Below are 13,513 nucleotides of genomic sequence, written 5' to 3' on the forward strand. Positions count from 1 at the left end.
GGTGCATGTGGGCCATCTCGTGACGAAGCGGCGGCGCCGCGCGCTCGCGGCCGCGCTCTCGGCGCTCGGCCTCGCCGCCGCGCTGAAGGGCGCCGCGGCCCTCCCCGCCGCGCTGGAGGGCGCCGCGGCCCTCTCCGCCGCGCTGGAGGGCGCCGCGCCCCGCGCGGGCGCCGCGCGCGCGTTCGCCGCCGACGCCTCGTGCGCCGAGCTCAGCCCGGCGGCGCTCCGCGGCAGGCGCATCTTCCACCACGGGACCCTCGCCTCGGGCGAGCCGGTCGAGGGGCGCCTCGGCGCGAGCGGCGCCGCGCTGCAGGGCAAGGCGGCGGCGTGCGCCGGCTGCCACGGCCGGAGCGGCGACGGCACGTCGGAGGGCGGCGTCGCGGCGCCGCCGCTCACCCCCGAGCGGCTCTTCGCGGCCGATCGCGCGGGGGGCCCCTACACCGCCGAGGGGCTCGCGGCCGCCGTCCGCGACGGGAGGACGCCGGCCTCGCGGGAGCTCCACCTCGTCATGCCGCGCTACCGGCTCGACCGCGCGCACATCGACGATCTCGTCGCGTACCTGCGCTGCGTCGGCCGCGACGCCGATCCCGGCGTCTCGCCGGATGCGCTCCGGCTCGGCGCCGCGCTCCCGCTCACCGGGCGCTTCGCGGCGGCGGGCGCCGCGGCGCGCGACGTGCTCGCCGCGGCGTTCGCGGAGGTGAACGCGCAGGGCGGCGTCTTCCGGCGGCGGCTCGAGCTCGTGGTGGCCGACAGCGGGGACGCCCTCGACGGCGCGGCCGCGACCGCGCGCCTCCTCGACCAGCGGGTCTTCGCGCTGGTCGGCAGCGTGTGGGGCGGCGACGCCGGCGCGATGGCGCGCCTCTCCGCCGACGAGGTGCCGCTCGTGGGCCCGCTCGGGTCCGGGCTCCCCGCCTCGGATCCGGGCGACGGCGTCGTGTTCCACCTCCGGCCCGGCCTCGACACGCTCGCGCGCGTCGCGGTCGCGCACCTCGCCGGCGCCCCTGCGCCCCCCGGCGCCGAGGCCCTGCTCGTCGTCCACCCGGCGGACGCGCGCGGCGACGCCTTCCTCCGCGGGGCGCGCGCCGAGGCGCAGCGGCGCGGCCTGCCGGCCCCGGCCTCGCTCTCCTTCGAGCCCGGCCGCTTCGACGCCGCCGCCGCGGCGGACGCCGTGGCGCGCCTCCGGCCCCGGGCCGTCCTGCTCGCCGGCGAGGGCGACGAGCTCTCGCGGTGGCTCGCGGCGCCGCGGCCCGCGGCGGGCCCGCCTCCCGCCCTCTACGCGCCCGCGTCGCTCTTGCCGCGCGATCCCGCGTCGCTCCGGCGCGCCGCCGCCGCGCGGCTCCTGCTCCTCCACCCGGGCCCCCTCGACGACGCCGAGCGGCTCGGCCTGCGCGCGCTCTCGTCGTTCCTCGATCGCCACCGCGTCCCGCCGCGGCACACCGCCTTCCAGGCGAGCGCGTACGCCGCCGCCCGCGTCCTCGTCGAGGCGCTCAAGCGCGCCGGCGCCCACGTGACCCGGCCCGCCCTCATCGCGGCGCTCGAGGAGCTCCGGGACTTCGATCCCGGCCCGGGTCCGGCGATCACCTTCGGCAGAAACCGGCGCGTCGGCGCGTACGGGGCGAGCCTCGCCGCCGTCGATCCGGCGTCGAGCGACGTCGCGCCGGTGTCCGCGTGGGTCGAGGTGGTACCCTGACGCCGGCCCCGCCTGTCGGCTAGGCGCCACGGCTGGAACGGAGTAGGTTCCGGGCATGGCCGGATACCGCAGTCGTACATCCACCCAGGGACGCAACATGGCAGGGGCGCGCGCGCTGTGGCGCGCCACCGGCATGAAGGACGCGGACTTCGAGAAGCCGATCATCGCCATTGCCAACAGCTTCACGCAGTTCGTCCCGGGGCACGTCCACCTCCACGACGTGGGGCAGCGGGCGAAGAAGGTCATCGACGCCGCGGGCGGGTGGGGCGTCGAGTTCAACACCATCGCCATCGACGACGGCATCGCGATGGGCCACGCCGGCATGCTGTACTCGCTGCCGAGCCGGGAGCTCATCGCCGACAGCGTCGAGTACATGGTCAACGCGCACTGCGCCGACGCGCTGCTCTGCATCTCGAACTGCGACAAGATCACGCCCGGCATGCTGCTCGCGGCGATGCGGCTCAACGTGCCGACCGTCTTCGTCTCCGGCGGTCCGATGGAGGCGGGCAAGATCGTGGGGACGCACGACCGCGACGGCAAGCCGCTCATCCGCAAGCTCGACCTCATCGATCCGATGATCGCCGCGAGCGACGACAAGGTGAGCGACGCGGATCTCGCCGCGATGGAGCGGTCCGCGTGCCCGACCTGCGGCTCGTGCTCCGGCATGTTCACGGCGAACAGCATGAACTGCCTCAACGAGGCGCTCGGGCTGGCGCTGCCCGGCAATGGCACGCTGCTCGCGACGCACGCGGCGCGCTGGGAGCTCTTCGAGGCGGCCTCGAAGCGCGTCGTCGAGCTCGCGAAGCGGTATTACGTCGACGGGGACGCCTCGGTGCTGCCGCGGAGCATCGCGACGTTCGAGGCGTTCGAGAACGCGATGGCGCTCGACATCGCGATGGGCGGCTCGACGAACACGGTGCTCCACCTCCTGGCGGTCGCCCGCGAGGCGCAGGTGGACTTCAAGATGTCGGACATCGACCGGATGTCGCGCAAGGTGCCCAACATCTGCAAGGTGGCGCCGTCGTCGCACCACCACGTCGAGGACGTGCACCGCGCGGGCGGCGTGCTGACGATCGTCGGGGAGCTCGATCGCGCGGGGCTCATCCACCGGCAGGTGGGCACGGTCCACGCGCGCACGCTGGGCGACGCGATCGACGAGAACGACATCCGCCGCCCCACCGCGACGGCGGCCGCGAAGAAGCGCTCGCTCGCCGCGCCGGGCGGCGTCCCGACCACGGTCGCGTTCTCGCAGGACAAGTACTTCGCGGACACCGACGACGACGCCGAGAAGGGCTGCATCCGCGACGTCGCTCACGCGTACAGCCGCGAGGGCGGCCTCGCCGTGCTCTACGGCAACATCGCGGCGGACGGCTGCATCGTGAAGACCGCGGGCGTCGATCCCGAGATCTGGAAGTTCGAGGGGCCCGCGCGGGTGTTCCACTCGCAGGAGGCGGCGTGCGACGCGATCTGGAACAACCAGATCCGCTCGGGCGACGTGGTCGTCATCGTCTACGAGGGCCCGAAGGGCGGCCCGGGCATGCAGGAGATGCTCTATCCGACGTCGTTCCTGAAGGGTAAGGGCCTCGGCAAGGCGTGCGCGCTCATCACCGACGGCCGGTTCAGCGGCGGCACGTCGGGCCTGAGCATCGGGCACGTCTCGCCCGAGGCGGCCGAGGGCGGGAACATCGGGCTCATCGAGGAGGGCGACCGCATCCGGATCGACATCCCCGCCCGGACCATCGACGTCCTCGTCAGCGACGCGGAGCTCGAGCGCCGCCGCCGCGACGCCGAGGCGCGTGGCGCCGATGCGTTCAAGCCGAACCGCGATCGCAAGGTCTCCCCTGCCCTGCGGGCCTACGCGCTCATGGCCACGAGCGCCGCCAACGGCGCTGTCCGCGACGTCGGCCAGATCGAGCCCGGGCGGCGCGAAGGCGGCGCCGCGCAGCGCAAGTAGCCAATCCCGAGCCGTCGAGTCGCCGCCCCGCCCGACGAGGTCACGGCGCGGCCGAGGTCACACGTCGCAGCGACGAGGGCGGCGCCGCCATCACGGTCGCCGCCCCGGCCGACGGAGAGCGCCCGCGCGCGCTCGCCGGAGGGACGGCCCGCGTCGCCCGGGTCGATCCTCCCCGCGCTCGACGCGACGACGCGGCGCGCGCCGTGGCGTATCATGCCGTACATGAGACAATTGGCGCTCCTCGTGTCCATCTCTCTCGTGTCGGGTTGCAACCCGCGGCTCCGCGATTTCCCCGCCGATCAAGGCGGCGGGGGCTCCGGAGACGAGCCTGGAGACGGCGGTGGCGGCGGCAGCGACAACGGCGCCGTCAGCAGCGGCAACAGCGGCGGCGGCGGCGGCGGCGGCGGCGGGCCGGGGGCCTGCGTCGATCCGGCGGAGGATTGCCCGCCGGCGCAGAGCGCGTGCATGGAAGCGGTGTGCAGCGAGGGCGCGTGCGCGGAGCGGCCGCTGCCGGCGGGGACGCTCTGCGGGCCGGACGGCGGCGCGAAGTGCGATGCCGCCGGGGCCTGCGTGCCGTGCGAGGGCGACGATGGATGCGGCGAGTGCGGGGCCCCGGGTTGCCCGAACGCGTGCGGCTCGCCGGACGTGATGGCCACGCCGCCGAGCTGCGCGAGCGGCGCGCCCGGCGCCGGGGACAGCTGCGGGCCTGGCGACGCGAGCTGCTGCGGCAACAGGTTGGTCCCCTGCGGCACGTACCTGAGGAGCTACGACGGCGGTTCGAGCACGGACGACTCGTTCCCTGCGGCCGTCAGCGATTTCCGGCTGGACAAGTTCGAGATCACGGTGGGTCGATTTCGAGCCTTCGTGGAGGCCGGGCGTGGCGTCCAGGAGAACCCGCCCGCGATCGGGGCTGGCCGGAACCCTCACGTCGACGGCAGCGGATGGATCGCGGGGTGGAACCAGCGGCTCGAGCCGAACACCGCGGCGCTGAAATCGGCGCTGCAATGCAATGGTGATCGGCTCTGGACATGGACCGACGCGCCGGGGCCGAACGAGGAGCTCCCGATCAACTGCATCACGTGGTTCGAGGCCTTCGCGTTCTGCGCGTGGGACGGCGGCCGCCTGCCCACCGAGGCGGAGTGGAACTACGCGGCGGCCGGCGGCGACGAGCACCGGCCGTACCCGTGGGGCGCCGATCTCGAGAGCGAGCGCGCCGCCTATGGCTGCACCGGCGATGGGAGCGCCGCGGGAGATTGCGCGCTGAGCGACATCCTGCCGGTGGGGTCGAAGACGAGCGGAGACGGGCGATGGGGGCACTCGGATCTGGCCGGCAACCTGTGGGAGTGGACGATGGACTGGTGGCGCGACGCGCTCCCCACGCCGTGCATCGACTGCGTGCATCGCGTGGACGGCGAGCGCGACGCGACGCGCGTCACGCGCGGCGGGAGCTACCGCGCGCCGGCGGCGGACCTGCGCGCGGGCAACCGCGACTTCAGCTACCCCTTCGACCGCGTCAACAACATCGGCGCCCGCTGCGCGCGGGACCCGTAGACCCGCGCCGCGATCGGCTCGCTCGCGGCGCTCACGGGCGGCGGCGCGTGGACGCGGTGGCTTCCTCGGGCCAGACGTTCTCGGCGACGAGCTCCGAGAGCGGGCGGCGCGCTGCCCAGCCGCACGCCTCGAGCATGGGGCGACCGTAGAACTCCTCCACGTGACCGACGCAGAGGATGGCGAGCGGCCTGCTGCCCGGCGGCATGCCGAGCAGCGCGGCCAGCCGGTCCGGGTCGAAGAGCGACACCCACCCCACGCCGAGCCCCTCCGCGCGCGCGGCGAGCCACAGGTTCTGGATGGCCGCGGCCACCGACGCGACATCCATCTCGGGCAGCGTGCGGCGGCCGAACACGTGCGCCTCGCGCCCCGCCATGAGGCCGGCGACGAGCAGCTCGCCGCACTCCAGCACGCCCTCGACCTTGAGGCGCATGAACTCGTCCTCGCGCTCCCCGAGCGCGCGCGCCGTGGCGAGGCGCTCCGCCTCGACGAGCGCGTGGATGTCGCGCCGGAGCTCCGGCGCCGTGATCCGCACGAACCGCCAGGGCTGCATCATGCCCACGCTCGGCGCCGCGTGCGCGGCCGCGAGCAGCCTGGCGAGCGCGTCGGGGTCCACCGGCCCGGGCAGGAAGTGGCGCATGTCGCGCCGCTCGTGGATGGCGCGGTACACGGCGGCGATCTCCGGATCGTTGAAGCGGTGGCTCGACATGGTCCCTCGCGTCGCGCGCCGAGCCGCACGACGGCGGCGATCCGGCGCTGCGGATCCGCGACTGCGTAGCACCGCCGGCGCGACGGCGTCAGCGCGCCCGGGGCGGCCGGCCGATCGGCCTCGCCTGCCGTCCGGCCTCGCCCGCCGTTCGGCCTCGCCGATCGGGCTCGATCACGCGCGCGGCGCGCGATCTCGACGCAGGAGCTCAGCGTGCTAGAGCGCGCGATCGTGGAGTCATCGACGAGGCAAGCTCCGGGGCTGGACATCACCGTCGTGGGCGCAGGGGTGATCGGATTGACCACGGCGGTCGTCCTCCAGCGCGACGGCCACCGCGTGCAGGTGATCGCGGCAGAGCGCGGCGAGCACACGACGTCCGCGGTCGCGGCCGCGCTGTGGCACCCGTTCGCGACGAACCCGCCCGAGCGCGTGAACGCGTGGTCGCGGGCGACGCTCGATGAGCTCACGCGCATCGCCGCGGAGCACCCGGAGGCGGGCGTGGATCTCCTGACGACGCGCGAGGCGTCGGACGTCGTGCAGCTGCCCTGGTGGGCCCCGAGCGTCCCGGACCTCGCGCTCGAGCCTGGGCCGCACCCGCTGGGCGCGCCCCACAGCTTCCGGTTCACGGCGCCGCGCATCGAGCCGTCGCTGCACCTGCCCTGGCTGGAGTCCCAGCTCCACCGCCCGGTGCGCATCGAGCGCGTGCGATCGCTCGCCGAGGTCGAGGGCGACGTGGTCGTGAATTGCACCGGGCTCGGGGCGCGCGCCCTCACCGGCGACGGCGAGCTCCTCGCCCTTTACGGCCAGGTAGCGATCGTCGAGCCAGGCGAGATTCACCTAGATGTCGCATTGGGTGATGAAAGGGACGAATCCGCGCTCGTCTACGTGGTCCCGCGGCGTCGCGAGATCGTGATTGGCGGCTGCGTCGTTCCGTCCCCTGACGACCGCTCGCTGACGCCCGACCCCGAGCGTACTGACGCAATGCTCCAGCGGGTGCGGGCGGCGGGTCTTCGGCCAGGCGCCTTGCTCCGCGCGCGCGCCGGCCTGCGCCCGTACCGGAGCGTCGTGCGCCTCGAGCGCGAAGGCCGCGTGATCCACAATTACGGCCATGGTGGCGCGGGGTACACGCTCGCGTGGGGTTGTGCCAGCGAGGTGAGCGCGATGCTGCGGCACGGCGGCGCTCCGGCGGACGGCTGCGTCGCGTGAGGAACTCGCAGGAAAGAGAAAGAAAAAGCGCGCCCGCAGTGTTCCGACGGCGTCGGCGAGCTCAGCACCTCGCCTCCGGGCTGGCCCCGGACACGCCGTCAAGCCGCGCTCGCGTGGCCGCCGCAACGGCTGCAACCGCCGCGCCGCCGTGAGAAAGCTGTGAAGCCGTGAAGGTGGAGCAGAAGAGCTCGCTCCTGAAATCCAGCTAACCAGAAGCCCAACGCATCGCTCCGAAAGTCTCGTTGTGCTCTTGTTGCGAGGCTGCTAGATTGGATTCGTGCTCGTCTGCGAGCAACTCCCGCCTTCTCTCGCAGCGGAAACGCCCACGGCGCTCCCCTGTTCATTCGAGAGAGTGGCCGTGGAGGACCTCGCTCTGGAGATCGCCGGCCGCTGACGATCTCGCGGCGCGATCCCTGGAGCGCGGTCCCGGGTGGTCGAACGTTCGCTTGCGCTTGATCCGGCGTCCGTCGTCCGCTGTCACCAAAGTGAAGAACCGAAGCTTCCCCCGGGAGTGTTGAACGCCATGAACAACGACGAGAATCGACTCAGTCGTCCATCGGGGCGGCCAGCGGTCTGGAATTTCACGATGAACAACGACGAGCCTCGCTCCAGCCGGCCCTCGGGACGGCCCTCGGCGCGACCGTCGGGGCGGCCCTCAGGGAGGCCGTCGGGGAGACCTTCCGGGCGGCCGGCGGTCTGGAGCGTGCTTCCGCTGGCGAGCGGCCTGCTGCAGACCCGGCCGATCGAGTGGCCGACGCTGGCGCTCTTCGCGGGGTCGTATGCGCTGTTCGCGGCGTCGGTCTACGCGGGCGTCGCGGGCCTCGTGTCGACGGTGCCGGCGGTGCTCGGGGCGGCGGTCGCGGCGTACGCCGTGTTCACGCCGATGCACGAGGCCTCGCACCGGTCGCTGGCGCGCTCGGCGCTGCTGAACGCCGTGGTCGGACGGCTGTCCGGGCTGCTGCTCATGGCGCCGTTCCTGGCGGTGCGTCACTTCCACCTCGAGCATCACAAGCACACGAACGACGCGGACCGGGATCCCGACCACTGGAGCGGGCGCGGCCCGTGGTACCTGCTCCCGCTGCGCTGGGCGACGCAGGATCTCCACTACTACTACCTGTTCCTGCGCTCGTACCACGCGCAGAAGCGCAGCGAGCGGATCGAGACGATCGCGACGCTCGCGGCGATGTTCGCGATCGTGGCGCTGGCCTTCGGGCTCGGCCACGGCGAGCTCGCGCTGCTCTACTGGATCGTGCCGGCGCGGCTCGCGATCTTCTTCCTCGCGTTCGCCTTCGACTACCTGCCTCACTACCCGCACGACATCACGGCGGCGCAGAACCGGTATCGCGCGACGCGCGCGGTCGACAGCGCGCTCTTCAACGTGCTGCTCTTCGGGCAGACGTATCACCTGATCCACCACCTCTACCCGGCGGTGCCGTTCTTCCGCTACCGGACCGTGTGGAAGTACCAGCGCGAGGAGCTCATGAAGCTCCAGTCGGAGAGCCTCGCCCCGCCGCGCGCGCCCTTGCCGCTGCTCGCGGCGGGCAGCCTCGCCGCGCCGCGCGCGCCCACGATCCACGCCGCCCACCCGGTGCAGGCGGCGGCCGAGCTCGACGCCCTCTGATCCGCGCGGCGCGCGCGCCGCGCCGCTGCCGCGCGCTTCCTGTGAGCGCGCCGCGTGTGAGCGCGTCGCGTGTGAGCGCGTCGCGTGTGAGCGCGCCGCCGTCCCGCGCGCACGAGCGCGCGTCGCCGCCGACGAGACGAGACGAGGCGGCGCGTGCGCTTCGGATCATGCCGCGCGCCAGTGCGGCGGGGACGTCGCGTCGTAGCCGGGCAGCACCTCGATGCGCGCGCCCTACGCCGCGAGCTTCGGGTAGCGCGCGGCGAGCGGCGCGACGGTGAAAGGGAGCGGCGCTGCGGCGGGTCGGGTCGCGGCGCGCACGGCGAGCTGGGTCGACGGGTAGACGGTGAGGTCGGCCGCCGAGAGGCGCGGGCCTGCGAGGTGGTCGCGCTGCGCGAGCGACGCCTCGAACCGCGCGCGCTCCTCGTGCAGCGTGGCGACCGCCGCGCGCACGGACGGGTCCTCGTCGGCGAGCGCGGTCGGGACGCCGGAGAAGACCGCGCGCGCGACCGGGCCGAGCGCCGGGTACAGGTAGCCCTCGTGCTCGGCGACGACGCGCGCGATCTTCGACGTGTAAGGCACCCCTTCACCGCGAGCAGCAGCAGGACCCGCCAGGCGCGCGGGCTGCCGCTGGCCCAGCACACCTCGAGCGCGCCTGCCTGCGGCGCCGACGCCGCAGCGCTGGCGCCGGGCGCGTCGAGGTAGCTCGTGATCTTCGCGATCTTGCGCTGCTCGTTCAGCTCGAACACATCGACGCCGTCGAGCGTACCGTCCCCGCCGTCGGCCGTCCTCGTGCGCAGCGTGAACCGCATGGCGGCCCCGAGGCCGAGGGGAAAGAGCTTGCACCCGGCGGCGGCGCTCGCGTCACGGCGCGGTGCTCGGCCCGATACGGCGCCTCGGAGCAAAGACGGCAGGAGCGCCAAGGCATCAGGACATGAAGAGACAGATAGAGCGATAGACCTCCTTATCATCTCGCTCTCGTCTCTCGTGCTCGTCTCTCGTGCTCGTCTCTCGTGCTCGTCTCTCGTGCTCGTGCGCGAATTTCCGGATCTAGCGCGCACGCGCACGCGCAGGCGCACGAAGAGGGGGACGGAAGACGGAAGACGGAAGACGGAAGACGGAAGACGGAAGACGGAAGACGGAAGACGGAAGACGGAAGACGGAAGACGGAAGACGGAAGACGGAGGCCGGTGTGCCAGTCGCAGGCTCGACCGCGCGCGACGGCGCTAAGGTCGAGCTCGGTGGGTCGCAGGAGCGCCGCGCGCAGCCGGACTGCGTCGCGCGGGCGCAGGACGGCCCGGCTCGCCGCGTCGACGGCTCGCCCTCGACGGCGATCGCGCACGCCCGCGGGCCACGAACCCCCGGCGCTCAGCCGCCGCGCGCCATGAACCTCGCCACCGCATCCGCGAACTCCGCGGGTCGCCCCACGATCCAGTCGTGGCTCCCCTTCGCGGAGACGACGAGCGTCGAGCCCGGGATCAGGCGCTGGATGGCGAGGGCCGAGCCGAGCGGCTCCGTGCGATCGCGCGCGCCCCACGCGAGCAGCGTCCGCACGCGCACGCGCGCGGCGTAGCCGCTCAGCTCCGCCGTCGCGGCGATCCGCACGAGGCTCAGCGTGCTCCGCGTGTGGACGAGCAGGTTGTAGAGGAGAGCGGGCGCCGCCCGCACGGAGAAGCGCGGCTCGAGCAGCGCGTCGGCCACGCGCGCGCACACGAGCGAGAAGACCGAGCGCGGCGGGTTGACGCCGACAGTATCGGCGAGCACGAGCCCGGATAACCGCTCGGGGTACAGGGCGCCGGTGACCAGCGCCGCAGCGCCCGACAGCGAGTGGCCGATCAGCGTCACGCGATCGAGCCGCAACGCTCGCAGCGTGTCGTCGACGCAGCGCGCGTACCGCTCCAGCGACCACGGCGCGCGCAGCCGCGAGCCCCGGCTCGAGCCCGGCAGCTCCACGACGAGCACCCGGGCGCGCCGCGCGATCGCGTCCACCGTGGGGCGGTAGGTCATCCCGGCGATCAGCATGCTGGGCAGAAACACCACCGGCGCCCCGGTGCCCGTCTCGGTCACATAAACGACCTCATCGCCGACCCGGATCTCCCGTCCGCGGCTCTCCTCCCGCGAAGCTCGCCTCGCCGCGGAGTCCGCCGAGAGGCGCGGGCTCTCCTCTCTTCGATCCGGCCACAGGACAGACGCTTCGGCGGCGCCGCGCGGGTGTCCAGCGCAGGGTTCCATCGTTCCATCTCGTCCGGCGCGCTTTCTCATGAGCCGCAAGCCGATGCCGGGCGCGTGCCACCGCGCGCGCGGCGCCGGTGCGAAGTGGCGGCGCGGAGCGCGTGCAGCGCAGGCCGCCGCATGCGAAAACCTGGAAGGTCGTTGAGCCCGTCCCGCGCCGCGCTAAGCTCTTCGAAACAGCAGCAATCTCCAGGCTCACGGGAGCCAGCAGGCGTGTCGGCACGGGCCGAGAGCCCGGCGGCGCCTGCTCGGATAACCAGCTCTTCGGGAATGACAGAGGCGAAATGTTGAGGTTCCGCTCCACGTCCGGAGATCGGAAGACAGCTGAGCTCAGGGTCTCGGTGCTCTCGGTATCCGCTGCGATGTCCGCCCTCTCTCAGGGTGCATGGGGGACGGACGCCCCGCCCGCAGCAGAGGTCCAGTGGGCGTATGCGCTCGTCGCCGCGCTCGGGTACCTGCCGGCTGCGATCGAGATCGCCGCGGCCACGCTGCGGCGGACGGGGATGTCGGCCGAGGCGTATTTGCGGAAAAATGCAACACACCTGGATCCGGGAGGGCCTGGGGACGAGATCCTGGGCGTGGTCTTCGGTGACGCGCTGGAGTCGCTCGGCGAGGAGGCGCGCGGCGTGGTGCAAGCGCTCGCCGTGCTCCCCGCGGCGGGGGTCCCGCTGGAGGCGGTCGCCGCCGCGGCGGGGAAGCCCGCGCCCTCGGCCGCTCGGCCGCTCCAGCTGCTCGTGCATGGCCGGCTGGCGTCGCTCGATCAGGCCACGCAGACCTACCGGGTGACGCCGCTCGTGCGCGCCGTGGCCCGCAAGGACGTGGCCGGCGACGCGGAGCGCTGGGACGCGCTGCACGGCGGGGCGGCGGACGCGATGCAGGCGCTCCTCTTCTGGACGGCCGCGGTCGAGGGGCGGCCCGAGGCGGCGATGCGCCGGCGCGTCGCCGGCGAGGTGTTCGCGGCCCTCGACATCGCCCCGTTCCGGGACGGCGCGCGCGGCGCCGACGTGCTGGCGCGGGCGCTCGTCGACGCCTGCACGGTGATCGATCTCGGGCTCCCGACCGAGGTCCAGCAGCGGCTGCTCGACGAGGCGGCGCGCCTCGCCGGCGACGCGCTCCCCGAGCTCGGCGCGCGCGCGCTGGCGGCGCTCGAGGGGACGCGGCGCGCCGAGCTCGCGAGCAAGCGGCGGGGCACCTTCGGGACGCTCCGGGCCACGCCGGCCGCCCGCGAGCGCGGCCGCCCGGGCCACCGCGACGTCCTCCGCAAGGCGGTGCGCGCGAACGCGCAGCGCGCCGCGGCGCGGAGCGCGCCGGTCGAGGACGACGCCCTCCGCGCCGCGAAGGAGCTCCTCGCGCGCGGCGCCCTGCGCCTGCGCGAGGGCGCGCTCGAGGCCGCCGCGTCCGACTACGGCGAGGCGCTCGCCGCGTTCGAGGCGGCTGGGGACGGGCGCGGCCAGGCGACGGCGCTCCTGCTCCGCGGCGACCTGCGCCGGCGGCAGGGGGACCTCGCGGCCGCCTCGCGCGATCTGGAGCGGGCGCTCTCGGTGTTCAGGGCGGCGTCCGACCGGACCGGAGAGGCGATGGGGCTGCTCGCCCGCGGCAACCTCCGGCTCGACCAGGACGACGCGCAGGGCGCGGCGAGCGACTACGGCTGCGCGCTCACGCTCCTCAGGGCCTGCCGCGATCGCTCGGGCGAGGCCAACGTGCTGAAGGCGCGCGGCGATCTGTGCTTCCGCGAGGGGGATCTCGCGGGCGCGGCGCGCGACTACGACCGGGCGCTCTACATCCTCGAGGGCGTGGAAGAGCGCGTCCTCAGCCAGCTCCGCTCGCCGCAGAGCGGCGCCGAGGAGCGCCGCGGGGCGAGCGCCCGCGCCGCGCGCGAGATCCTCCCGCAAGCCGAGCTCCTCCGGGCGCTCGGGTGCGAGCAGACCCACGCGCGCACGTGGCAGGCCCGCGGCGACCTCCGGCTGCGGGAGCGCCAGACGGCGCTCGCGGCGCGCGACTTCGGCAATGCGATCCTGCTCTACCGGGACAGCGGCGATCGGCGCGGCGAGGCCGCCGCGCTCAAGGCCCGGGGCGACCTGCGGCGCGAGCGGGGCGCGCTCCCGGGCGCGGAGCGCGACTACGAGGATGCGCTCCGGCTCTTCGAGGCGCTCGGGGACGGCGCCGGCCAGGCGGCCGTGCTCAAGGCGCGCGCCGACCTGCGCTGCGAGCGGGGCGACACCGCCGGCGCGGCGCTCGACTACACGAGGGCGCTCGCCCTCTTCGACGCGACGGGCGACCCCGCCGGTCAGACGAGCGTAAAGGGCGTTCCCACGAGCATCTCGCATCGCGAGGACTCGCCTCGCCCGGCCACAGCGGCTGTCCCGCGTTGAGGGCGCGGCGCCGCGCGGGTCGCTGGAGCGACCCGCGCGCCTGGGCCGCGACATCGAGGCACCTTTACGCCGCTCGACGCGGGCGAGTCGGGACTCGTCGCTCACCGATGGATGGCGCGTGACGCCGCGTCACGAGCGCTGGATCGTTCCTGCTTTGTGACTTCGTTGTTCGTCCGTCCTGCGCTAG

The 13,513-nt window shown here is 74.2% G+C and carries 9 protein-coding genes and 1 pseudogene; 6 read left to right on the forward strand and 4 right to left on the reverse strand.

Features of this window, described 5'->3' with window-relative positions:
- Position 1 precedes the first annotated feature (1 nt).
- From WME83_RS33350 to WME83_RS33360, 3 genes are all read left to right on the forward strand, one after another.
- Entirely contained in the window at positions 2-1,690 is a 1,689-nt protein-coding gene (locus WME83_RS33350; protein WP_437313749.1) for an ABC transporter substrate-binding protein, read from the forward strand.
- 55 nt (positions 1,691-1,745) lie between these two features.
- The gene (gene ilvD / locus WME83_RS33355; RefSeq protein ID WP_437313750.1) at positions 1,746-3,644 is read left to right on the forward strand and encodes a dihydroxy-acid dehydratase; all 1,899 of its coding nucleotides are present in this window, start codon (positions 1,746-1,748) and stop codon (positions 3,642-3,644) included.
- Between the two features lie 222 nt (positions 3,645-3,866).
- Positions 3,867-5,195, forward strand: coding sequence for a formylglycine-generating enzyme family protein (locus WME83_RS33360; RefSeq protein WP_437313751.1), 1,329 nt, complete (start codon positions 3,867-3,869; stop codon positions 5,193-5,195).
- Between the two features lie 31 nt (positions 5,196-5,226).
- Here WME83_RS33360 and bluB read toward each other — a convergent pair whose 3' ends face one another.
- Positions 5,227-5,901 carry a 5,6-dimethylbenzimidazole synthase gene (gene bluB, locus WME83_RS33365; RefSeq protein ID WP_437313752.1) on the reverse strand — a complete coding sequence of 225 codons (675 nt, stop codon included), beginning with the start codon at positions 5,899-5,901 and terminating at the stop codon, positions 5,227-5,229.
- 210 nt (positions 5,902-6,111) lie between these two features.
- Here bluB and WME83_RS33370 point away from each other — a divergent pair, with 210 nt between their 5' ends.
- Together WME83_RS33370 and WME83_RS33375 are read left to right on the forward strand one after the other, a co-directional pair.
- The gene (locus tag WME83_RS33370; protein ID WP_437313753.1) at positions 6,112-7,104 is read left to right on the forward strand and encodes an FAD-dependent oxidoreductase; all 993 of its coding nucleotides are present in this window, start codon (positions 6,112-6,114) and stop codon (positions 7,102-7,104) included.
- A 703-nt stretch (positions 7,105-7,807) separates the two neighbouring features.
- Positions 7,808-8,725 (forward strand): fatty acid desaturase, encoded by a 918-nt coding sequence (locus WME83_RS33375; RefSeq protein ID WP_437313754.1) that lies wholly within the window; start codon positions 7,808-7,810, stop codon positions 8,723-8,725.
- Between the two features lie 231 nt (positions 8,726-8,956).
- Here WME83_RS33375 and WME83_RS33380 read toward each other — a convergent pair whose 3' ends face one another.
- From WME83_RS33380 to WME83_RS33390, 3 genes and pseudogenes are all read right to left on the reverse strand, one after another.
- Positions 8,957-9,304 carry a glutathione binding-like protein gene (locus WME83_RS33380; protein ID WP_437313755.1) on the reverse strand — a complete coding sequence of 116 codons (348 nt, stop codon included), beginning with the start codon at positions 9,302-9,304 and terminating at the stop codon, positions 8,957-8,959.
- 507 nt (positions 9,305-9,811) lie between these two features.
- Positions 9,812-9,904 (reverse strand): annotated as a pseudogene (locus tag WME83_RS33385) (hypothetical protein); the annotation flags it as partial.
- A 186-nt stretch (positions 9,905-10,090) separates the two neighbouring features.
- Entirely contained in the window at positions 10,091-10,789 is a 699-nt protein-coding gene (locus tag WME83_RS33390; protein ID WP_437313756.1) for an alpha/beta fold hydrolase, read from the reverse strand.
- 527 nt (positions 10,790-11,316) lie between these two features.
- Between WME83_RS33390 and WME83_RS33395 the strand changes: the two genes are divergently transcribed.
- Positions 11,317-13,326 (forward strand): hypothetical protein, encoded by a 2,010-nt coding sequence (locus WME83_RS33395; protein ID WP_437313757.1) that lies wholly within the window; start codon positions 11,317-11,319, stop codon positions 13,324-13,326.
- Positions 13,327-13,513 lie beyond the last annotated feature (187 nt).

Origin of the sequence: Sorangium sp. So ce385, assembly GCF_051474135.1 — a bacterium.
Classification (GTDB): domain Bacteria; phylum Myxococcota_A; class Polyangia; order Polyangiales; family Polyangiaceae; genus Sorangium; species Sorangium cellulosum_D.